Raw genomic sequence first — 21,067 nt, 5'->3', positions numbered from 1 at the left:
AGGAGACAGGATGCCCGAAATGTCGCAATCCCTCCACGCGCTGTCCGCCCGGCAGGCGCTGTCGGCGGTCGAGTCCAGCCCCGACGGGCTGAGTTCCGCCGAGGCCCGCCGCCGCCTTGACTCCCATGGCGAGAACCGTCTGCCCGAGCCGCCCCGGCGCAGCGCGATCAAGCGTTTCCTGTTGCAGTTCAACAACGTGCTGATCTACGTCCTGCTGGTCGCGGCGGTGGTTACGGCCGCCTTGAACCATTGGATCGACACCGGCGTCATCATCGCGGTCGTCGTCGTCAACGCGATCATCGGCTTCATCCAGGAGGGCCGCGCCGAACAGGCGATGGAGGCGATCCGCGGCATGCTCGCGCCGCGCTCGGCGGTGCTGCGCGACGGACGGCGGATCGGCGTCGATGCCGCGGAACTGGTCCCCGGTGACATCGTGCTGATCGAGGCGGGCGACCGGGTGCCCGCGGATATCCGGCTGATCGAGGCACGCGGGCTGAAGGCCGAAGAGGCGATCCTGACCGGCGAATCCGTGCCGGTCGACAAGGGCACCGAGCCCGTAGCCGCCGGGGCCGCGCTGGGCGACCGCACGCCGATGCTTTTCTCGGGCACGCTGATCGCTACCGGCACGGGCCGCGGGGTCGTCGTCGAAACCGGCGCGCGCACCGAGATCGGCCAGATCAGCGGCATGCTGGCCGAGGTCCAGACGCTGACCACCCCGTTGGTGCACCAGATGGACATCTTCGCGAAATGGCTGACGGTGTTCATCCTGCTCGTGGCGGCGAGCCTGCTGGGCTATGGCTATTTCGTCAGCCACATGGAGTTTTCCGAACTGTTCATGGCGGTTGTCGGCCTGTCCGTCGCGGCAATCCCCGAGGGGCTGCCCGCGGTGCTGACGATCACGCTGGCGGTGGGCGTGCAGGCCATGGCGCGGCGCAACGCCATCGTCCGTCGGCTTCCGGCGATCGAGACGCTGGGCTCGGTTTCGGTGATCTGCTCGGACAAGACCGGCACGCTGACCCGCAACGAGATGATGGCCGCAAGCCTTGTCGCCGCCGCCCGGGTCTACGCGGTCGAAGGCGAGGGCTATGCCCCCGAGGGGCGGGTGCGTCTTGACGGCGATGATCCCGATGCCGGAGCGCAGGCGGTTCTGACGGAATTCGCGCATGTCGCGGGGCTGTGCAACGATGCGGTGCTGCATGGCGCCGAGGCGGGCTGGCGGGTCGAGGGCGATCCGATGGAAGGGGCGCTGATGGCGCTGGCCGGCAAGATCACGGGCGATGGTCCCGACCCCTTCCGCACCTGGACCCGTACCGACGCGATCCCCTTCGATGCGGCGCATCGCTACATGGCCACGCTGCATCACGACCACGAGGGCCACGCCGCGATCCATGTCAAGGGCGCCCCCGAGGCGGTGTTGGCCATGTGCGCCGACCAGCGGGCCGAGGGCGGCGGCACCGAGCCGCTGGCCCCCGGGCACTGGCATCACATGGTCGAGCAACTGGCCGCGCAGGGTCAGCGCGTGATCGCCATTGCCGCGCGCAGCGTGCCGCAGGAGCACACGATCCTGAACACCGCCGATCTGGATGGGCATCTGACGCTGATCGGGTTGATCGGGCTGATCGACCCGCCCCGGCCCGAGGCGATTGCCGCGGTGGCCGAGTGTCACGAGGCCGGGATAAGGGTCAAGATGATCACCGGCGACCATGCCGCCACCGCGCAGGCCATCGCCGCGCAGATCGGGCTGAAGAACACCAAGACCGTTCTGACCGGCGCCGATATAGAGGCGATGAACGATGCTGAACTGGCCGAGATCGCGGTCGGGACCGACATCTTCGCCCGCACCTCGCCCGCCCACAAGCTGCGGCTGGTGACGGCGCTGCAATCGCGCGGGCTGACCGTGGCGATGACCGGCGACGGGGTGAACGACGCGCCCGCGCTGAAGCGTGCGGATGCCGGGATCGCGATGGGCCAGAAGGGCAGCGAGGCGGCCAAGGAAGCCTCGGAACTGGTGCTGGCCGATGACAATTTCGCCTCGATCGCCGCTGCCGTGCGCGAGGGGCGCACCGTCTATGACAACATCAAGAAGGTCATAAGCTGGACGCTGCCCACCAATGGCGGCGAGTCGATGACCATCGTTCTGGCGCTGGCGCTGGGCATGGCGCTGCCGATCACCCCGGTCCAGATCCTGTGGACCAACATGATCACGGCCGTCACGCTGGGCATCGCGCTGGCCTTCGAGCCGACCGAGGCGAATACCATGCGCCGCCCGCCCCGCCCGCGCGACGAACCGCTGCTGACCGGCGAACTGGTCTGGCATATCGTGCTGGTCTCGCTGCTGTTCCTGGCGGGGATCTACGGCGTCTATGCCTATGCGCTGGACCGCGGCTACGATCAGGACGTGGCCCGCAGCATGGCGCTGAACACGCTGGTCGTGCTGAAGATCTTCCACCTGTTCTTCATCCGCAACATCCACGGCACCTCGCTGACCTGGGCTGCGGCCAGGGGTACGCGGGTGGTGTGGATCTGCGTCCTCACCGTGACGGCGGCGCAATTCGCGATCACCTATCTGCCGCCCTTGCAGATGCTGTTCGGCACCGCGGCGATCCCGTTCTGGGACGGCGTGCTGATCGTCGCGGTGGGGGTGCTGTTCTTTGCGCTGATCGAGACCGAGAAACAGATGCGGCTGGCCTTCCGGCGCCCGGCGCAGGCGGCCCCGCCGTCGCGCGACTAGCTGCGGCCGCGCCAGTAGGAGTAGACCACGCCCGATGAAATCAGCATGACGAGGACGCCCAGCATGCTGAAGACCTTGCCCAGCCAGGACAGCAAAGGCCAGTCCGGCAGGGCGAGGCCGGTCAGCAGCAGCGCCGCGCCCGCAAGGCCGATCAGCAGGAAATCCCGCGCCATGGCGGCCGGGCTGCGCCAGCCGCGGCCTAGAAGCGCCCGCAGCAGGGGCGACCCCGAGGCCAGCCCGCGCCGGTCGGCCATGTCCGGGCTGCGCGCGGGCGCCGTCGCGACCAGCCCCTGGCGCAGCGGTGCGGCGCGGGGGGCAGGCGCCGGGCGGGGCGGGGCGGGCCGGCGCCGGGGGCGCGCCTGCCAGGCGGCCCGAAGGCGGGCCAGCAGCCGGTGGAAACGGTCGGGGTTTTTCAGATAGGCAAGGATCAGCACGACCGCCGCCGCCGCCAGCAGGACCAGAAGCGGCACCGCCGTGCCAAGCAGCACGCCCGACAGCACCAGCAGATAGACCACCAGCACCACAAGCGCGGCCAGCCCCCCTCGTCCGAAGAAATCCCGTCCCGAAGTCATCCTGCCCGCGCCTCTCTGGTTGTTTTGATGCCCGCCGCATATGGGTCACCGCTGCGGCCGATGCACGAGCGACGGTCTGTCGCATCCGCAGCTTCGGCCCTGCCCGGCCCCCGAGTCGACTCGCACCATCCCGGCGCCCTGCCGCCGCCTTGCTGCCCTGTCCGCGCATTGACGGCCGTCAAGATCGTTCTCCCGCACGCATGCTAGCTTGACCGGGCGCAGGAACGGCCTGACACTTTCCCGCAGGAGGAGGACGGGCCATGCGCCGCATGCGGCCCGCGTGGCCGCGTCTAGCAGAGGAGGAATACCCATGTTCCGTTACAGGACGGTTACCCCGCTCGTTGCAGCGGCGGGTCTGGCGTTTTCCGGCGCCGCCCAGGCCGGGGGCACGGTCGAGGTGTTGCACTGGTGGACCTCGGGCGGCGAGGCCCGCGCGGTGGGCGAGCTCAAGAACAGCTTCGAGGCCGAGGGCGGCACCTGGATCGACTCGCCCATCGCGGGCGGGGGCGGCGATGCAGCGATGACCGCGCTGCGCGCCCGCGTGGTGGCCGGAAACCCGCCCGCCGCGGTGCAACTGAAAGGACCCGGCATCCAGGAATGGGCCGAGCAGGGCGCGCTGGCCGATGTCGAGGATGTCGCCGGGGCCGAGGGCTGGGATGCCGTTCTGCCGCCCGTTCTGGCCGCGATCATGAAACATGACGGCAAATATGTCGCCGCGCCGGTCAATATCCACCGCGTCGACTGGATCTGGGCCAATCCCGAGGTTCTGGCCCGCGCCGGGATCGAGGCGATGCCCACCACCTGGGACGAGTTCAACGCCGCGGCCGACGCCTTGCTGGCCGCGGGCATTACGCCCTTGGCCCATGGCGGGCAGCCCTGGCAGGACGCCACGATCTTCGAGAACGTGGTTCTGGGTGTGGGCGGGGCCGATTTTTTCCGCGCAGCCCTGGTCGATCTTGACCAGGACGCGCTGAACTCGCCCACCATGGTCGCGGCCTTCGACCAGTTGCGCAGGATGCGCGGCTATGTCGATCCGAACTTCTCTGGCCGGGACTGGAACCTTGCCACCGCCATGGTGATGAATGGCGAGGCTGCGTTCCAGATCATGGGCGACTGGGCCAAGGGCGAGTTTCTTGCCGCGGGCAAGGTGCCGGGCGAGGATTTCCTGTGTGCGCCGACGCCGGGCAACGGTTTTGTGCTGAACTCGGACAGCTTCACCTTCTTCAAGGTGTCGGGCGAGGACAACATCGCCGGGCAGAAACTGCTGGCGAGCCTGATCATGTCGCCCGGGTTCCAGGCGACCTTCAACCTGGCCAAGGGGTCCATCCCGGCGCGGACCGATGTGCCGCTGGAGGCCTTCGACGCCTGTGCGCAACGCTCGCATGACGATCTGCTCAAGGCGACCGAGGCGAACGCGCTGGTGCCTTCGATGGCGCATGAGATGGCGATCTCGCGCTCGGTCCGGGGCGAGTTCCTCGATCTGGTGACCGAGTTCTTCAACTCGAACATGAGTTCCGAGGACGCCGCAGGGCGGCTGGCCGCCGCCGTCAAGCGCGCGATGTAGGGGACAATCCCGGCCGGGGGCAATCCCCGGCCGGTGCCGGGGGGGCAGGGGGCTGACATGCTGAGGGCCATGTCACGGACGATCGAGCGGCGCCTGCCGCTCATCGTGGTCTCGCCGCTTTTCGCGGTCAGCCTGTTTTTCGTCTATGGCTTCATCGCCTGGACGATCTGGATTTCCTTCACCAAGTCCGGCGTGATGCCGGTCTACGACTTTCACGGTCTGGCCCAGTATGAACGGCTCTGGGCCACGCCGCGCTGGTATGTGGCGCTGAAGAACCTGTTCGTCTTCTCGGGCCTGTTCATCGCGATCAGCATGGGCCTCGGCATCCTTCTGGCGATCCTGCTGGATCAGCGCATCCGGATCGAGGGGGCGATCCGCACGATCTACCTTTACCCCATGGCGCTGTCCTTCATCGTTACCGGCACCGTCTGGAAATGGATCCTGAACCCCGGACTGGGCATCGAGAAGGTGATGCGCGACTGGGGGTTCGAGGGCTTCACCTTCGACTGGCTGGTGAATCCCGATTTCGCGATCTACACGATTGTCATCGCGGGCGTCTGGCAAAGCTCGGGCTACGCCATGGCACTGTTCCTGGCCGGGCTGAGATCCGTCGATGACGAGGTTCTCAAGGCCGCCGCGATCGACGGCGCGGGGCCGTGGCGGGTCTATACCGGGATCGTGCTGCCGTCGCTGCGCCCGGTCTTCCTGTCGGTGGTCATCATCCTGGCGCATCTGGCGATCAAGAGCTTCGACCTGGTCGTGGCGCTGACCGGCGGAGGTCCCGGCTTTGCCACCGACATGCCCGCGACCTTCATGTATGCCTTTGCCTTCCAGCGGTCCGAACTGGGGGTGGCCGCGGCCAGCGCGGTGATGATGCTGGCGACCGTCTGCGCGATCATCGTGCCCTATCTTTATTCCGAGCTTCGGGGGGCGCGGCGATGAGGGCGCGCAGGACCGACGGCATCGTGCGCGCCTCGGGGCCGGGGGCCAGGCTCTTGCGCGTGTTGCTGTTCGTCGTGCTGGGGCTGTTCTGCCTTTACTACCTTTTCCCTCTTTTCGTGATGGTCTCGACCTCGGTCAAGTCGCTGGCCGAGATCCGCGAGGGCAGCTTTCTGGCCTTGCCCCGGGCGATCAGCTTCGAGGCATGGGCCAAGGCCTGGGGGTCGGCCTGCGTGGGCGTGCGCTGCGACGGGTTGCAGCCCTATTTCATGAACTCGGTGATGATGGCGGTGCCCGCGGTGCTGCTGTCGACCCTGCTGGGCGCGCTGAACGGCTATGCGCTGACCAAGTGGCGGTTTCCCGGCGCCGACATCGTCTTTGCGCTGATGCTGTTCGGCGCCTTCATCCCGTTCCAGGTGGTGCTGCTGCCGATGGCGCGCACGCTGGGGCAATTGGGGCTGGCCGGCACTGTGCCGGGGCTGATCCTTGTGCATACGGTCTACGGGCTGGCCTTTACCACGCTGTTCTTCCGCAATTTCTTCATCGGCGTGTCCGATGGCATCGTGAATGCGGCCAAGGTGGACGGGGCGGGTTTCTTTGGCATCTTCTTCCGGATCGTGCTGCCGATGTCGCTGCCCGCCATCGTGGTGACCGTGATCTGGCAGTTCACCCAGATCTGGAACGACTTCCTGTTCGGCGTGTCCTTCACGGTGGGCGATTCAAACCCGGTGACGGTGGCCTTGAACAATGTCGTGAACACCTCGACAGGGGTCAAGGAATACAACGTGGACATGGCCGCGGCGATCATCGCGGGGCTGCCGACGCTGTTGGTCTATGTCGTGGCGGGGGCGTATTTCGTGCGCGGGCTGTCGGCCGGTGCGGTCAAGGGGTAGGGCATGGCATCGGGCATCCGGCTGGACAAGGTCCGCAAGAGTTTCGGCGGAACAGAGGTCATCAAGGGCGTCGACCTGGAGATCGAGCCGGGCGAGTTCGTGGTTCTCGTCGGCCCCTCGGGGTGCGGGAAATCCACGCTGCTGAACCTGATCGCGGGGCTTGAAACCGTCACCTCGGGCAATGTCCTGATCGGCGGGCAGAACGTCAACCGCGTGCCGCCACGCGACCGCGACATCGCCATGGTGTTCCAGTCCTACGCGCTTTACCCCACAAGGACGGTGCGGGCGAACATCACCTTCGGCATGGAAACCCGCCGCGTGCCCAAGGACGCGCAAGAGGCCGCGCTGGCGGACTTCGCGAAGCTTCTTCAGATCGACCACCTGCTGGACCGCAAGCCCGGCCAGCTCTCGGGCGGTCAGCGCCAGCGCGTCGCGATGGGGCGCGCGCTGGTCCGGCAACCGGCGGTGTTCCTGTTCGACGAACCGCTTTCCAATCTCGACGCCAAGCTTCGGATCGAGATGCGCACCGAGATCAAGAAGCTGCACCAGCGGCTGGGCAAGACCGTGGTCTATGTCACCCATGACCAGATCGAGGCGATGACGCTGGCCACCCGCATCGCGGTGATGGATAACGGCCATATCCGGCAATTCGCCGATCCGGCCACGATCTATGAAAACCCCGTCGACCTGTTCGTCGCGGGCTTCATGGGCTCGCCGCCGATGAACATGATCCCCGGGCGGCTGTTCCACGAGAACGGGCAGGTCTTTGTCCTGCCCCGCGGCGCGCGTGAACGCATCCGCTTTCCGCTGGACGGGCCGGCCGGGCAGGGCGAGGGGCTGACCGATGGCCGCGAGGTGGTGCTGGGCCTGCGCCCGGAAACGATCTTTGCGGCCGGGGCCAAGCTGCCGGGGCCGAACCGCTACCTGTTCGAGGCGCCGGTCGAGGTGGTGGAACCCACCGGCCCCGACACGATGCTGGTCTTCCAGATCGGCGGGCAGGACCTGGTCGCCCGCGTCCGCCCCGAGGATGCCGCCACGCCCGGCGCGGCCTTCCGCTTCGAGGTGGACATGGGCAAGGCCAAGCTGTTCGACGCCGATACGGGCCGGAGCCTCTGAGCGAAAGCCCGGCGGGACGACCCGGATTGACTTTTTCGATAAAATCACTCAGGAATTAGGGGTCGCCAGCTCGTCGCCGGGATCCTGCGCCATGATCGTCTGCCATTGCCGAAACATCTCTGACCGCGACATACACGCCGCCATAGACTGGATGCGCTCATCAGACAGGCAAACGATCATCACGCCGGGCAGGATCTTTCACGCGCTGGGCACTTCCTCCGATTGCGGGTGCTGTCTGTCTGTCTTCCTTGATACGATGCGGGCGAATCCGAACCTCGAAGTTCCCAGGGAACTTCAAGGGCTTCGCAGTAAGATCACGGACTCGCAAAGGAGAGATCGACATGAAGGGTGACCCCAAGGTCATTGACTACCTCAATCGTGCGCTGCGCAGCGAACTGACGGCGATCAACCAGTACTGGCTTCATTTCCGCCTGCAGGAGGATTGGGGCCTTGGGCATATGGCCAAGAAGAGCCGCGAGGAAAGTATCGAGGAGATGAACCACGCCGACAAGCTGGTGGCGCGCATCCTGTTCCTCGAAGGCCATCCCAACCTGCAAAAGCTCGATGCTCTGCGGATCGGGCAGACCCCGAAGGAAACGCTGGAATGCGACCTTGCGGCCGAGCATGAGGCGCATGCGCTCTACAAGGAGGCGCGCGAATACTGCGCCAGCGTTGGCGACCATGTCAGCAAGGAGCTGTTCGACGAGCTTCTGGCCGACGAGGAGGGGCATATCGACTTCCTCGAAACCCAGCTTGACCTGCTCGCGCGGATCGGTCCCGAGAACTATGCACATCTGAACGCAAGCAGGATGGACGAGGCCGAATAGGCCCTCCGCGCGGCGTCGGCGGCCGTTTCGGCCGCCACGCCCTGATCGGCGCCTCCCGGCCGATGGACGGGTAAGGCGGCCGCCCCCTACTCGCCATGATTGAAGCCTCAGGCCCGTCCTGGCCCGGTGCGACCCGGCAGGATCGCGGGACAATTCCGGGCGCCTGCGACAATTGGTGCGGAAATACCGAAGTCTTGGCCTTAATCATGGTTTTAGTGCGTGTTTTTCTGGGCAGGGCGATTTTCCGGTGCCATATTCCCGCCAGATAGCGAGGAGTGCATTGGATGGCTGAACGAGTGGTCTTGGTTACAGGGGGCGCGGGCTTCCTTGGATCTCATCTGTGCGATCGCTTGATGGGCGAAGGCGCCCGCGTGATTTGTCTCGACAACCTGATGACGGGCTCGATCGCGAACATCTCGCACCTGATCGGCAGGCCCGGCTTTCGCTTCGTGCAGCATGACGTGATCGCCCCCTTCGATCCGAACGAGGCGGTGGACGAGATCTTCAACCTCGCCTGCCCGGCCTCGCCGCCGCAATATGCGCGCGACCCCATCCACACCTTCCAGACATGCGTTCTGGGGGCGATGAACATGCTGGAACTGGCGCGCGCAAACGGCGCGAGGATCGTCCAGGCCTCGACCTCCGAGGTCTATGGCGATCCCTCCGTGAGCCCGCAGCCCGAAACCTATCGCGGCAGCGTCAACCCCGTGGGGCCGCGCGCTTGCTATGACGAGGGCAAGCGCGGCGCCGAGACGCTGTTCTACCATTACCGCGAAAGCCACGCGCTGGATGCGCGGATCGCGCGGATCTTCAACACCTACGGCCCGAGGATGAGCCCCGATGACGGCCGCGTGGTGTCGAACTTCATCGTCCAGGCGCTGACCGGCGCGCCGCTGACCGTCTATGGCTCCGGCCGGCAGACGCGGTCCTTCTGCTATGTCGACGATATGGTCGAAGGGCTGATGCGGCTCATGGCCGCGCCGGGGCATGGGCTGGGTCCCGTCAACCTGGGCAATCCGGGCGAGTTCACGATGCTGGAACTGGCCGAAATGGTGCTTGCCAAGACGGGCTCGGATTCGCCCCTGACCTTTGCGCCGCTGCCCCAGGACGATCCGCGCCAGCGCCGCCCCGATATCGCATTGGCCGACCGGCTGCTGGGCTGGGCGCCCGGCGTGCCGCTTGCCGAGGGGCTGGATCGCACCATCGCGTATTTCGCGGAAAGCATCCATCAGGGCAAGACCGGGGAATAGGAGCGGACCTTGACCCAGTCGAATGCAGTTCTGGTCACCGGCGGCGCCGGTTACATTGGCTCTCATACCTGCAAGCGGCTGGCCGAGGCGGGCTATCTGCCGGTGACCTATGATAACCTGTCGACCGGCCATGCCGATGCGGTGCGCTGGGGGCCGCTGGTGCGGGGTGATACCCGCGACGCTGCGGCCATTGCGGATGCGATCCGCGCCCATGCGCCGCTGGCCGTGATCCATTTCGCCGCCGCGGCCTATGTCGGGGACTCGGTGCGCGATCCGGCCTTCTACTACGACAACAACGTGAACGGCATGCTGGGTCTGCTGACCGCGTGCCGCGAGACCGGGCTTTCGCGGGTGATCTTCAGTTCCTCCTGCGCCACCTATGGCGTGCCCGAGCGGCTGCCGATCACCGAGGATACGCCGCAGAACCCGATCAACCCCTATGGCCGGACCAAGCTGATCGGGGAATGGATGCTGGCCGATTTCGCCCGCGCCCATGGCATCCGCTACGCCGCGCTGCGTTATTTCAACGCCTGCGGGGCGGATCCGGACGGCACGCTTTGCGAACGCCACGACCCCGAGACGCATCTGCTGCCGCTGGCGCTGTTCGCGGCAGCCGGGCGGCGTGCTGCACTCGATCTTTACGGCACCGATTACCCCACGCCCGACGGCACCTGCATCCGCGACTATATCCATGTCTGCGACCTGGCCGAGGGGCATCTGGCCGCGCTGCGCCATCTGGAAGCGGGGGGCGAGAGCCTCGCGGTGAACCTTGGCACCGGCACCGGCCATTCCAACCGCGAGGTGCTGGCCGCCGTCGGTCGCGTGCTCGGCCGCCCGGTGCCCGTGAACGAGGTCGCGCGCCGCGAGGGCGATCCGCCCGCGCTGGTCGCCGACCCGACCCACGCCCGCGAGGCGCTTGGGTTCACGGCCCGCTTTCGCGATCTCGACGCGACCGTCGCCCATGCTGCGCGGGCCTTCGGCATGAAGTTCGGTGATGACCCCACGCCCTGACCGACACCCGCCGCGCCCCCGGCCGCGCCACCTTGTCCCGATCTACACGCAACGCATGAAGCTGCGCTACTGGCTGTCGGTCCTGCTATGGGCTGCAACGGCCCTGTGGTTCTGGGCCTGGTGGTTCCAGCCGCACCACAATATCGGCACCTTCCGCTATGTGGTCATCACGCTGGCCGTGGCCTGGGTGATGTTCCTGCAGGTCTATTTCCTGACCGTGATGCTGCGCGCGGTGCGCCCCTCGGGCGATCTGGCGGCGTTGAACGGCGCGCGGGTCGCCATGGTCGTGACGAAAAGCCCGTCCGAACCCTTCGAGGTGGTGCGCCGCACGCTGGAGGGCATGCTGGCGCAGGACTGGCCGCATGACACCTGGCTGGCCGACGAGGACCCCGCGCCAGAGACGCTGGCCTGGTGCGCCGCCCATGGCGTGAAGGTCTCAACCCGCAAGGACCGGCCCGACTATCACCGCGCCGAATGGCCGCGCCGGACCCGCTGCAAGGAAGGCAACCTTGCCTTCTTCTATGACAGCTACGGCTACGAGAATTACGACTTCGTCTCGCAGCTTGACGCCGATCACGTCCCCCAGCCCGGCTATCTGCGCGAGGTATTGCGCGGTTTCGTCGATCCGGAGGTCGGCTATGTCAGCGCGCCGTCGATCTGCGCCAGCAATGCGCGCGAAAGCTGGGCGGCGCGGATGCGGCTGGATCACGAGGGGATGTTCCACGGCATCCTCCAGGCGGGCTATTCCAACGGCTGGGCGCCGATGTGCATCGGCTCGCATTACGCGGTGCGCACGGTGGCGCTGCGCGAGATCGGCGGGCTGGGGCCGGAACTGGCCGAGGATCATTCGACCTCGATGATGATGAATGCCTTCGGCTGGCGCGGGGTGCATGCCTTCGACGCCATTGCGGTGGGCGACGGGCCGGTGACCTTCGCCGACATGCTGACGCAGGAATTCCAGTGGTCGCGCAGCCTGGTGACGCTGTTCCTGCGCTATACGCCGGGCTATTTCTCGGGGCTCCGGCCGATCCTCAAGTTCCAGTTCCTGTTCTCGCAGCTCTGGTATCCGGGCTTTGCCTTCTTCATGGCGGCCACGCTGCTTGTGCCGATCACGGCCGTCCTGTTCGACATGCGCTTCGCCAATGTCACCTACCCGGCCTTTGTCGGCCATAGCGCGCCGGTGGTGCTGGCCTTCATCCTGATCGCCTATCAGCTCAAGGCAGACGGGCTGTTCCGCCCGACCGATGCCAAGGTCATCAGCTGGGAAAAGGGGCTGTTCCAATGCGCGCAATGGCCCTGGGTGCTGTGGGGCTGCCTGATGGCGGTGCGCGACGGTCTCACGGGCCGTTTCGTCGATTTCCGGATCACGCCCAAGGGCACGTCGGCGGCCACGCGGATGCCGTTCCGGGTGCTGTTGCCCTACATGGTGATCGCGGCGGCGGCGATCCTGCCGGTTCTGGCCGTCGATCACCTCGAGAATTCGGCCGGCTTCTACCTGCTGTGTCTTTTGAACGCAGCCCTCTATCTCGCCGTTCTCGGCGTGGCGCTCACGCATCATATCCGCCAGACTGGCCTCGGTTGGATGGGCAATGCGCTGCGGCTGGGTCCGCAGGTGGCGATCACCCTGGCGCTGGCGGTCGCGTTGGTGTTTTCGGGCTGGCTAAGGGGCATGCAAAGCCTGCATTATCTGTCCACCGGACTGGGACCCTACCAGTTCACCAAGGTGGAATTCCTGGTCTCCGGGGCCGGGCAAGGGGGCAAGAGGTCGATGCGCTATTCTTTCGACCTTCCCTTTGCGCGGCAGGACCGCAGACCGTTCATCGAGTGAGGAACGCATCATGGTCTACGCTCTGAAACCCGCGATGACCGCATTGGCCGCAAGCCTGGCGCTGTCCGGCGCCGCGCTTGCGGAATCCGCGCCCCCGGGCGAGTTGCCCTTCGGCGTCTACGATCCCGACGGGCTGTTCGCGGACGATCCCGGGGTCACCATCGAACACCTTTTCCTGCCCTGGGAAGACGTGTTCCTGCCCAGCCTGATCGAGGCGGATGCCTACGCGCTGGCGCGCGGCCGGTCGATCCTGGCCACGATCGAGCCCTGGACCTGGAACCGCAGCGAGCGCAATACCCCCGAGATCCTGCAACAGGGCATCGCCTCTGGCGAGTATGACCGCTACATGGCCTCGATCTGCGCGGTGCTGAACCTGTTCGACAGCCCCGTCACCGTGCGCTGGGCGCAGGAGATGGAGGACGAAAGCGGCCAGTTCATCTGGGCCGACTGGGAGCCGGAGACCTATATCGCCGCCTATCGCCGCATGGTCGATGTCTGCCGCGCCCAGGCGCCCGGGGTGAACTACATGTGGTCGCCGCTCGGCTTCGAGGATCTCGCCGAATACTATCCCGGCGATGACCATGTCGACATCGTCGGTCTGTCGGTCTTCGGCCTTCAGCCATGGGAGCGCGAGATTCTCGGCGCGGAGCAGTCCTTCGAGTCGATCCTCGGGCCCCGCTACGCCCGCGCCGAGGCATTCGGCAAGCCCGTGGTGGTGGCCGAACTGGGCTATTCCGGCAGCGAGGACTATGTCGCGAAATGGGACAGCGAGATCCGGCTGATCTATCCCGAGTTCCCCAGCCTGGTCGCCGTGGTCTATTTCAACCAGAAAGAGGTCTATCCTTGGCCCGACGGCTATGGCCTCCCGAACTGGCGTTTCGACTCGCGCGTGATCGACGAATAGGCGCAGTATTACATCCCTGACGCGAAGATCGGCCGAGGGCCGCCCGGAAATCGGGCGGCCCTCGGCAGTTTCTTGCCTGTTAAGATGGGCATGCCACGTGATGTCTCGCCATTGCCATCGCAATGCCACAAAAAAGCGTCACCACTTGACCACGCTACCTATGCTCCGGGGGCCTTGGGCCTGTTTCGGCAAAGCCATGCGCACGCCGGGCGGTCGGGTCTCGTGTCGGGCAACCGTGGACAGGCAACGCAGGAACCATTCGTCATGCGACTGAAAAGACGCCCATTCCGCGCCGCATTTCCGCTGATCGCCGCGCTGGCGACGGCCGGAACGATGGCCACGGCTGCCCCGGCCGCGGCCGAGGGAAAGACCGTCCAGCGCCCGGCCATCGTCGGCGCCTCGGTCATGCGCTGGCTGAACCCCGCGCCCCGGGCGGACAGGTCGCTGTCCATGCGCGAACGCAAGGCCATGGCCAGCCGGTTCGATTCCCGGCATGGCAGCGGCACTTATATCTGCACCGCCTCGGGCTTCGGCAAGCGGCCCAGCTGCTTCACCCGCTAAGGCCCCACGCCCCTTTCCCCACGCCCCCGTTCCGGGCTATGCCCGGCATGCAGGCGGCCGTGTCCGGGTTCCGGTCGGGCCTGCGGCAGCGGCAGGGACCAGAGGCATGAGACCCCCAGACCCCCGAGACACCAGCGCGCCACCGGTGATCTTCTGGCTGGCCGAATGGACCCGCCGCAAGGACGCGATCTTCGCCGCGATTGCCAGCCAATCGGGCGGCGGACGGCGCCTTCCGCTGATCGGGCTGTCGTTCCGCAACTTTCCCGAAACGCAAGAACGCGCCGCCGCCGCGCTGGCCGTGGCCAAGCGCCAGCCCAGGGGGCGGCTTGGCCGGGGGCTGAAACGCGCGCTGATCGCGGCGCAATACAATTGGTCGCGCCGCTTCTTCACCCGCCAGCCCGGCGCGGTTGCCGTCTGCTGGAACGGGCTGACCGGCTCGCGCCGCGCCTTCATGGAAGGGGCGCGGGATGCGGGTGCTGGGCGGCTATATGCGGAACTCGCCCCCTTTCCGGGGCGGATCACCCTCGACCCCCTGGGCGTGAACGCGCAGAACGCCCTGCCGCGCGACCCCGGTTTCTACCGCGACTGGGCCGCCGCCGACCCGGCCCGGCAGGGCGAGGGCTGGCGCGCGCTGGGCGCGAACCTCACCGCGCGCGCCTCGCGCCGGGCCGATGTGGGGCAGGGGGATGGGGATGCGCTGGCGGGGGCGGGGCCGTTCCTGTTCTGCCCGCTCCAGGTACCGAATGACAGCCAGATCACCCTGTTCGCGGGCTGGGTCGGCAGCGTCGAGGGCATGATCGCGGCCCTTGCCCGCACCGCCCGCGCCCTGCCGGAAGGCTGGCATGTCCGGCTCAAGGAACACCCCTCGGCGCGCAGTTCGCTGGCCGATCCGCTGGCCCGTGCCGTGGCCGAGGCGGGCGGGCGGCTGGTGATCGACAACGCCACCGACAGCTTTGCCCAGCTTGCCGCCTCGCGGGGCGTTCTGACCATCAACTCCTCGATGGGGTTGCAGGCGTTCTTTCACGACAAGCCGGTGATCGTGCTGGGCCAGGCCTTCTTCGCCATCCCCGGCCTTGTGACCCCGGTCCATTCCGAGGCCGCCCTGGCCGAGACGCTGGCCCATCCGCAGGCGCTGAGCTTCGATCCCGCGCTGCGCGCGGCCTTCATGTCCTGTCTCGACCTTGTCTATTACCCGCGCGTGACCGAAGCCCCCGATGGCAGCATCACCATCGACCCCGACGCGCTGGCCCGGATGCTGGACGCCGCGCGGTCCGGAACGGCCCTTTCGCCCGGCGGCGCTTTCCTGTAAGGCTCCGCCCCGGGAATCCACCCGACGCTGAAGGAAGAACCCGATGGGCTACAAGGTCGCCGTCGTCGGCGCCACGGGCAACGTGGGCCGCGAAATGCTGAACATCCTCGCCGAGCGCGAGTTTCCGGTGGACGAGATCGCCGCGCTTGCCTCGCGCCGCTCGCTCGGCACCGAATGCAGCTTTGGCGACCGGACCCTCAAGACCCAGGACCTGGAACAGTTCGACTTCACCGGCTGGGATATCGCGCTGTTCGCCATCGGCTCGGATGCGACCAGGGAATACGCCCCCAGGGCCGCCCGCGCGGGCTGCGTGGTGATCGACAACTCGTCGCTCTACCGCTACGACCCCGACGTGCCGCTGATCGTGCCGGAGGTGAATGCCGACGCGGTCATGGGCTATGCGAAGAAGAACATCATCGCCAATCCCAACTGTTCCACCGCGCAGATGGTGGTGGCGCTCAAGCCCCTGCATGACCGTGCGCGGATCAAGCGGGTGGTGGTCTCGACCTATCAATCCGTCTCCGGTTCGGGCAAGGAGGCGATGGACGAGCTGTGGAACCAGACCAAGGGCATGTATGTCCCGGGTCAGGAGGTCGCGCCCAGCGTCTATCCCAAGCAGATCGCCTTCAACGTGATCCCGCAGATCGACGTCTTCCTCGATTCCGGCGAGACCAAGGAAGAATGGAAGATGGTCGCCGAGACCAAGAAGATCATGGATTCCGCGATCAAGGTCACGGCGACCTGCGTGCGCGTGCCGGTCTTTGTCGGCCATTCCGAGGCGATCAATATCGAGTTCGAGGATTTCCTCGACGAGGACGAGGCGCGCGACATCCTGCGCGAGGCGCCCGGGGTCATGGTGATCGACAAGCGCGAGCCCGGCGGCTACATCACGCCGGTCGAATGCGTGGGCGATTACGCAACCTTCGTCAGCCGCATCCGGCAGGATTCGACCATCGAGAACGGCCTGAACCTGTGGGTGGTTTCCGACAACCTGCGCAAGGGCGCGGCGCTGAACGCGGTGCAGATCGCCGAGGTTCTCGGCCAGCGGGCGCTGAAGAAGGGGTGAGGCCCGGTCCGGGGCGCAAGCCCCGGCAAACTCTCCGGTGGAGAGTTTGAGCCTCGAACCGGCGGAGCCCCGGGAAGGGTCCGGTCCGGGCCGAATGGCCGGCCCTTGACGGCAGAGCACGGCGCGGCGGCCCGGCCCCGCGCCGTTCTTCGTTCCGGCGGCTTTGCCCTTGCCAAGCCCCGGCCCCCTGCCGCAACCTGCACGCCGCAGCCCGCCGCCGGAGCGATCCCCATGCGCCGCCTTGCCCTTGCCTTGCCCTTCGCCCTGATCCCCGCCCCGCTTGTGGCCGAGGATTTTCCCCTGACCAGCGCGGTCAGCGCCGTCACGCTCTACCCGCAGGGTGCGAGCGTCACCCGCGCGGTTCCCTATGACATCCCCGCCGGGCGTCACCGGTTGATCCTGACCGATCTGCCCGCTTCGACGCCGCTGCATGCGGTGCGCGTGGGCGTGACCGGCGCCACGCTGGGCGGCGTCACCACGCGCGCCGATTTCGTGCCGCCCCGCAGCGCCGAGAAGGGCGCCGCCCTTGCCGCCGCCGAGGCCGAGGTCGCGCGGCTGGAGGATGCGCTGCGCAGCGCCGAGGCCGACATTGCCGCGATCCGGCTGGACGCGCAGGCGGCGCGCGCCCGCATCGCCTTTTTCGACCGGCTGGGGGCCACCGAATTGCCCCCCGGCACTGACATCGCCGCCCTTGCTGCCACCATCGGCGCGGGGACGCTGGAGGCGCTGCGCGCGGCCCATGCGGCCGAGCAACGCGCCGATACGGCCGACCGGGGGTTGAAGGACCTGCGCGAGGCGCTGACCCGGGCGCGGCAGGCGTTGGCGGCGCTTGTTCCAGAGGATGAGGTTCGGGCGTTTCTGGCGGTGGACTTGTGGTCCGATGTGCCGGCCAGCGGCGATCTGAGCGTCAGCTATACCATCGCCGAGGCGGGCTGGATGCCGGTCTATGACCTGCGGCTGGACCGTGCCGCCGGGCGGCTGGAGATCGAGCGCGGTGCCTTCGTGACGCAGGACACGGGCGAGAACTGGGCCGGTGTGGCGCTGACTCTTTCGACCGTGCGCCCCTCGGAGCGGACCGCGCCGGGCGAGGTCTGGCCGGACCTGCGCAGGATCGTCGATCCGGGCCAGATCGGCCCGAGGCTCGGCGCCGCGCCGATGGCCGAGGCCGACATGGCGCGGGGGGGATTCGAACTGGCCGCGGCGCCCGCGCCGAAGGTCGAGGCGGTGGCGCAGGCCGATGCGCTGGCGGTCACCCATGCCTATCCGGACCCGGTCGATATCGCCGCGGGCGCGGACCGGGTGCGGCTGGCGCTGGGCGCGCTGACGGCCCCGGCCGAGGTCTTTGTCCGGGCGGTTCCCTTGTGGGATTCCAATGGCTTCGTGGCTGCCAGCTTTACCAATGAAAGCGGCGAGGTGATCCTGCCGACGGGCGAGGCGATGTTCCATCTGGACGGGCGTTTCGTGGGTCGGCAGGACCTGGCGCTGATCCCGGCGGGGGGCGAGGCGGAACTGGCCTTCGGTCCTGTCGAGGGGCTGCGCCTGAGCCGTGTCGTGGCGCGCAGCGAGGGCGATCGGGGCGTGATCCGCAAGGCGAACGAATGGGCCGAGACCGTGCGGATCAGGGCCGAGAACCTGACCGCCGAACCGTGGTCCGTGCGGCTGACGGACCGGGTGCCCTATTCCGAACAGGAGGATCTGAAGATCACCTGGACCGCTGATCCGCCGCCCGCCGGGACCGATCTGGACGACCGGCGCGGCGTGCTGGAATGGCGCTTCGATCTGGCCCCCGGCGCGGTGCGGGAGGTCGGGGTGACCCAGCGGATGACCTGGCCCGAGGGCAAGGTTCTGCAATAGGAATCCCGTATCGGAATTCCATCGGACTTTCATCGGACTTTTGTCGGACCCGCGCCGCGCGCGGGTCAGAACCGTTCGGCGCGCAGCACCTGGCAATCGGTGACCGAGACGACGCCGATATGGCGCTCGACCACGGCGAAGGCGGCGTCGAGCAGCGCGTCCAGCCGTTCGGGCCGGATCAGGCAGACGACGGCGACCATGCCGCCCGCGCGCCCCACCTGTCCCTCGCGGCTCCAGGGGCCGGAGCGGCCGGTGCCGCCCAGGACCGGCAGCACGGTATAGCCGGTGACGCCCGCCTCGCGCAGCGCGGCGGTCAGGCGGCGTTCCATCGGCGCCTCGATGATGATCTCTACCCGTTTCGCGGCATGGGTCTGCATGGGCCTATCCTCCGGTCGCAAGCCGGGCCGCGGCAAGGTAGAGCGGGATGCCCAGCGTCAGGTTGAAGGGGAAGGTGATCCCGAGCGACAGCGTCAGGTAGATCGACGGGTTCGCGTCGGGCAGCGCCACCCGCATCGCGGCCGGGACCGCGATATAGGAGGCCGAGGCCGCCAGCGTCATCATCAGCACCACGCCGCCCAGGCTGAGACCCAGCGCCAGCCCCGCCGCCAGCCCGAAGGCGGCGCCGATGGGCGGCATGACCACCCCGAAGGCCAGCAGCCCCGGCGTGATCACGCCCCGGCTGTTGCGCAGGTTGCGGCCCGCGACCAGCCCCATGTCCAGCAGGAACAGGCAGAGCACGCCCTTGAAGGGCGCGACGATGAAGCTTTCGATCTCGGCCAGCCCCTGGGGGCCGGTGATCCAGCCGATGGCGAAGGCGCCGATCAGCAACACGATCGAGCCGTTGAGCAGGATCTCGCGCCAGAGGCCGGATTCCACGTCGGTCTGGCCGCCCTTGCGCATCACCAGCCACAGCGCGGCGAGGATCGCGGGCGCCTCCATGATCGCGGCGACGGCGACCATGAAGCCCTCGGACGCGATGCCCTGGCCGGTCAGCACCGATGTCGCGGCCACGAAGGTCACGATCGAGATCGAGCCGTAATGCGCCGCGACCGCGCCCGCATCCACCGTGCCCAGCCGGGTCATCGTCCGCAGCAGGGCAAAGGCCACGAAGGGGATGCCCGCCGACAGAACCAGCCCCGCCAGCAGCGCCAGAACCAGCGTGCCGTCCAGCCCGTGCGCCGCGACGCCCGCGCCGCCCTTGAAGCCGATGGCGAAGAGCAGGTAGATCGACAGCGCCTTGGCCGCGGCCTCGGGCACGGAGAGATCGGAGCGCGCCAGCGCCGCGGCGAGCCCGAGCGCGAAGCTGAGGATGATCGGCGACAGCAGGTTGCCCGCCGCGAGTTCGACGATGCCGGTCAGGTGCGGCCCCCGTTCATTCTGTTGGACCCCGATGGATCATGCGCCAAGGACCGGATCAGATCGCCACGAACCGCCCGGTTTCGGGATCGTAGCATTCCACCACGCCCTCGGCGATATCCTTCCAAAGCCCGTGCAGGGCCAGTTCCTCGGCCTCGACCGCGGCGCGCACATAGGGAAAGGTCATCAGGTTCTCGAGCGAGACCAGCACCGCGTCCTTTTCCATCGCTTCCAGCCGGTCGGCCTCGGTCGCGGCCCCTTCGGTCCGGTCGTAGCTGGGGCGCAGGATGTCCATCCAGCGGCCGATGAAGCTGGTCTTTTCCTCAAGCTCGGGCGCGAGGCCCGCGCACATGTCATGGCAGCCCTTGATGCCGCCGCAGCGGGAATGGCCCACCACCAGCAGGTTCGCCACCTTGAGCACGGTGACCGCATATTCCACCGCCGCCGAGGTGCCGTGATTGCCGCCATCGGGCGCGTAGGGCGGCACCAGCGCCGCGATGTTGCGATGGATGAAGAACTCGCCCCCGTCCGCGCGGAACATCGCGCTGACATGCACGCGCGAGTCGCAGCAGGAGATGACCATCGTGCGCGGGCGCTGTCCTTCCTCGGCGAGGCGGCGAAACCAGGCCTTGTTCTCGGCATGGGCGGTGGCCTTCCAGCCCTGGTAACGCTGGACGAGGTATTGCGGCAGAGGGCGGGCGTCTTTCATCACGTTCTCCGTTTTCTCTGCGGCTGCTTAAAGCGCATTTGCCGGTAATTCGAGTGATTTCGGTGCCGCGGTGCAACGCTTTCTTGACGCTGAGGGGGCAGTTTCCCCGCAGGTGTGGTGCGATAAATCGGAGGGGTTCCGTGTCCCGAGTTGTGGTCTTGCGTCAGGACGAACCGTTGAGTGTGGATTCGGATCGGCTGGCGGACATGTTCGTCGATCTGGGCGAGGCGAGGGCCGCGCATCTGGTCTCGGTGTCGGTCGAGCGGCTGGAGGATCTGATGGCCAGCCTCGATCTGGCGGTGTCGCAGGTGCGTCCGGGCGATTGCGTCGATCTGGTAGGGCAGATCCGCGCGTTGGGCGATTCGCTGGGGCTGATCGGCCTGTCGATCGCCGCGCGGGGCGTGTCGCGTGCGGTGCAGACCGGCGACCCGGTGGCGGTGGCCGCCACCATGGAGCGGCTGCGGCGGATCGCGCAGCGGTCTTTCCGGATCGCGGCGGAGTTGCAGCACCGCTCGGGCTGAACCCGCTTGCGGGCGCGGGCGTAACGGCTAGGCTCGGGGTCCATCCCGATCCCCGA

Annotated in this window: 19 protein-coding genes; 15 read left to right on the top strand and 4 right to left on the bottom strand. The window is 67.5% G+C overall.

The features are described from left to right. The first annotated feature begins 19 nt into the window (after nucleotides 1–19). Entirely contained in the window at nucleotides 20–2,731 is a 2,712-nt protein-coding gene (locus NHN26_RS06040) for a cation-transporting P-type ATPase (protein ID WP_435594180.1), read from the top strand. Here NHN26_RS06040 and NHN26_RS06035 read toward each other — a convergent pair. After that, the gene (locus tag NHN26_RS06035) at nucleotides 2,728–3,303 is read right to left on the bottom strand and encodes a hypothetical protein (protein WP_253088603.1); all 576 of its coding nucleotides are present in this window, start codon (nucleotides 3,301–3,303) and stop codon (nucleotides 2,728–2,730) included. The two genes, NHN26_RS06040 and NHN26_RS06035, sit on opposite strands and share 4 nt — an antisense overlap. 310 nt (nucleotides 3,304–3,613) lie before the next feature. Between NHN26_RS06035 and NHN26_RS06030 the strand changes: the two genes are divergently transcribed. The 13 genes from NHN26_RS06030 to NHN26_RS05965 all read left to right on the top strand — a co-directional run bounded on the left by NHN26_RS06030 (nucleotide 3,614) and on the right by NHN26_RS05965 (nucleotide 18,425). After that, the gene (locus NHN26_RS06030; RefSeq protein WP_253088602.1) at nucleotides 3,614–4,867 is read left to right on the top strand and encodes an ABC transporter substrate-binding protein; all 1,254 of its coding nucleotides are present in this window, start codon (nucleotides 3,614–3,616) and stop codon (nucleotides 4,865–4,867) included. A gap of 69 nt (nucleotides 4,868–4,936) precedes the next feature. Then, on the top strand, nucleotides 4,937–5,809 hold the full coding sequence (locus tag NHN26_RS06025; protein ID WP_253088601.1) for a carbohydrate ABC transporter permease: 873 nt from the start codon (nucleotides 4,937–4,939) through the stop codon (nucleotides 5,807–5,809). Next, nucleotides 5,806–6,699: a carbohydrate ABC transporter permease gene (locus NHN26_RS06020; RefSeq protein ID WP_253088600.1), complete on the top strand. Its 894-nt coding sequence runs from the start codon at nucleotides 5,806–5,808 to the stop codon at nucleotides 6,697–6,699. Before NHN26_RS06025 ends, NHN26_RS06020 begins: the two co-directional genes overlap by 4 nt. A gap of 3 nt (nucleotides 6,700–6,702) precedes the next feature. Further along, on the top strand, nucleotides 6,703–7,815 hold the full coding sequence (locus tag NHN26_RS06015) for an ABC transporter ATP-binding protein (protein WP_253088599.1): 1,113 nt from the start codon (nucleotides 6,703–6,705) through the stop codon (nucleotides 7,813–7,815). 341 nt (nucleotides 7,816–8,156) lie between these two features. Continuing rightward, nucleotides 8,157–8,642, top strand: coding sequence for a bacterioferritin (gene bfr / locus NHN26_RS06005; RefSeq protein WP_253088597.1), 486 nt, complete (start codon nucleotides 8,157–8,159; stop codon nucleotides 8,640–8,642). A gap of 284 nt (nucleotides 8,643–8,926) precedes the next feature. After that, a complete protein-coding gene (locus tag NHN26_RS06000) occupies nucleotides 8,927–9,892 on the top strand; it encodes a UDP-glucuronic acid decarboxylase family protein (protein ID WP_253088596.1) in 966 nt (321 codons plus the stop codon). A gap of 9 nt (nucleotides 9,893–9,901) precedes the next feature. After that, nucleotides 9,902–10,903, top strand: a complete 1,002-nt coding sequence (galE, locus tag NHN26_RS05995; RefSeq protein WP_253088595.1) for a UDP-glucose 4-epimerase GalE — start codon at nucleotides 9,902–9,904, stop codon at nucleotides 10,901–10,903. Then, nucleotides 10,887–12,731 (top strand): glycosyltransferase family 2 protein, encoded by a 1,845-nt coding sequence (locus NHN26_RS05990; RefSeq protein ID WP_253088594.1) that lies wholly within the window; start codon nucleotides 10,887–10,889, stop codon nucleotides 12,729–12,731. The genes galE and NHN26_RS05990 overlap by 17 nt, the downstream gene beginning before the upstream one ends. 10 nt (nucleotides 12,732–12,741) lie before the next feature. Continuing rightward, nucleotides 12,742–13,635: a glycoside hydrolase family 26 protein gene (locus NHN26_RS05985; RefSeq protein WP_253088593.1), complete on the top strand. Its 894-nt coding sequence runs from the start codon at nucleotides 12,742–12,744 to the stop codon at nucleotides 13,633–13,635. Nucleotides 13,636–13,899: 264 nt separating this feature from the next. Beyond that, complete coding sequence (locus NHN26_RS05980; RefSeq protein WP_253088592.1) at nucleotides 13,900–14,196, top strand: hypothetical protein; 297 nt, start codon at nucleotides 13,900–13,902, stop codon at nucleotides 14,194–14,196. Nucleotides 14,197–14,302: 106 nt separating this feature from the next. Beyond that, the gene (locus NHN26_RS05975) at nucleotides 14,303–15,505 is read left to right on the top strand and encodes a capsular polysaccharide export protein, LipB/KpsS family (RefSeq protein WP_253088591.1); all 1,203 of its coding nucleotides are present in this window, start codon (nucleotides 14,303–14,305) and stop codon (nucleotides 15,503–15,505) included. Between the two features lie 43 nt (nucleotides 15,506–15,548). Beyond that, a complete protein-coding gene (locus tag NHN26_RS05970) occupies nucleotides 15,549–16,571 on the top strand; it encodes an aspartate-semialdehyde dehydrogenase (protein ID WP_253088590.1) in 1,023 nt (340 codons plus the stop codon). 231 nt (nucleotides 16,572–16,802) lie between these two features. Beyond that, nucleotides 16,803–18,425, top strand: coding sequence for a DUF4139 domain-containing protein (locus NHN26_RS05965; protein ID WP_253088589.1), 1,623 nt, complete (start codon nucleotides 16,803–16,805; stop codon nucleotides 18,423–18,425). 65 nt (nucleotides 18,426–18,490) lie between these two features. Here NHN26_RS05965 and NHN26_RS05960 read toward each other — a convergent pair whose 3' ends face one another. Genes NHN26_RS05960 through NHN26_RS05950 form a run of 3 tightly spaced genes read right to left on the bottom strand, consistent with a single transcriptional unit; the run spans nucleotide 18,491 to nucleotide 20,490 of the window. After that, on the bottom strand, nucleotides 18,491–18,802 hold the full coding sequence (locus NHN26_RS05960; protein WP_253088588.1) for a P-II family nitrogen regulator: 312 nt from the start codon (nucleotides 18,800–18,802) through the stop codon (nucleotides 18,491–18,493). Nucleotides 18,803–18,806: 4 nt separating this feature from the next. Beyond that, nucleotides 18,807–19,784 (bottom strand): sodium-dependent bicarbonate transport family permease, encoded by a 978-nt coding sequence (locus tag NHN26_RS05955; protein WP_253088652.1) that lies wholly within the window; start codon nucleotides 19,782–19,784, stop codon nucleotides 18,807–18,809. Nucleotides 19,785–19,839: 55 nt separating this feature from the next. Beyond that, entirely contained in the window at nucleotides 19,840–20,490 is a 651-nt protein-coding gene (locus NHN26_RS05950; RefSeq protein WP_253088587.1) for a carbonic anhydrase, read from the bottom strand. Nucleotides 20,491–20,666: 176 nt separating this feature from the next. Here NHN26_RS05950 and NHN26_RS05945 point away from each other — a divergent pair, with 176 nt between their 5' ends. Next, the gene (locus NHN26_RS05945; protein WP_253088586.1) at nucleotides 20,667–21,011 is read left to right on the top strand and encodes a hypothetical protein; all 345 of its coding nucleotides are present in this window, start codon (nucleotides 20,667–20,669) and stop codon (nucleotides 21,009–21,011) included. Nucleotides 21,012–21,067: the final 56 nt, after the last annotated feature.

It is taken from the genome of Rhodovulum tesquicola, from assembly GCF_024128855.1.
Lineage (GTDB): Bacteria > Pseudomonadota > Alphaproteobacteria > Rhodobacterales > Rhodobacteraceae > Rhodovulum > Rhodovulum tesquicola.
Note: the sequence above shows the minus strand (reverse complement) of the source record. Positions and strands in the feature narration are given on the sequence as shown.

Coding starts and splice junctions, on each gene's coding strand:
- NHN26_RS05975 (WP_253088591.1), top strand. CDS start 14,303: ATGAGACCCCCAGACCCCCGAGACACCAGCGCGCCACCGGTGATCTTC.
- NHN26_RS05960 (WP_253088588.1), bottom strand. CDS start 18,802: ATGCAGACCCATGCCGCGAAACGGGTAGAGATCATCATCGAGGCGCCG.
- NHN26_RS05965 (WP_253088589.1), top strand. CDS start 16,803: ATGCGCCGCCTTGCCCTTGCCTTGCCCTTCGCCCTGATCCCCGCCCCG.
- NHN26_RS06015 (WP_253088599.1), top strand. CDS start 6,703: ATGGCATCGGGCATCCGGCTGGACAAGGTCCGCAAGAGTTTCGGCGGA.
- NHN26_RS06025 (WP_253088601.1), top strand. CDS start 4,937: ATGTCACGGACGATCGAGCGGCGCCTGCCGCTCATCGTGGTCTCGCCG.
- NHN26_RS06040 (WP_435594180.1), top strand. CDS start 20: ATGTCGCAATCCCTCCACGCGCTGTCCGCCCGGCAGGCGCTGTCGGCG.
- NHN26_RS06000 (WP_253088596.1), top strand. CDS start 8,927: ATGGCTGAACGAGTGGTCTTGGTTACAGGGGGCGCGGGCTTCCTTGGA.
- NHN26_RS05980 (WP_253088592.1), top strand. CDS start 13,900: ATGCGACTGAAAAGACGCCCATTCCGCGCCGCATTTCCGCTGATCGCC.
- bfr (WP_253088597.1), top strand. CDS start 8,157: ATGAAGGGTGACCCCAAGGTCATTGACTACCTCAATCGTGCGCTGCGC.
- NHN26_RS05970 (WP_253088590.1), top strand. CDS start 15,549: ATGGGCTACAAGGTCGCCGTCGTCGGCGCCACGGGCAACGTGGGCCGC.
- NHN26_RS05990 (WP_253088594.1), top strand. CDS start 10,887: ATGACCCCACGCCCTGACCGACACCCGCCGCGCCCCCGGCCGCGCCAC.
- NHN26_RS05985 (WP_253088593.1), top strand. CDS start 12,742: ATGGTCTACGCTCTGAAACCCGCGATGACCGCATTGGCCGCAAGCCTG.
- NHN26_RS06030 (WP_253088602.1), top strand. CDS start 3,614: ATGTTCCGTTACAGGACGGTTACCCCGCTCGTTGCAGCGGCGGGTCTG.
- NHN26_RS05950 (WP_253088587.1), bottom strand. CDS start 20,490: ATGAAAGACGCCCGCCCTCTGCCGCAATACCTCGTCCAGCGTTACCAG.
- NHN26_RS06035 (WP_253088603.1), bottom strand. CDS start 3,303: ATGACTTCGGGACGGGATTTCTTCGGACGAGGGGGGCTGGCCGCGCTT.
- NHN26_RS06020 (WP_253088600.1), top strand. CDS start 5,806: ATGAGGGCGCGCAGGACCGACGGCATCGTGCGCGCCTCGGGGCCGGGG.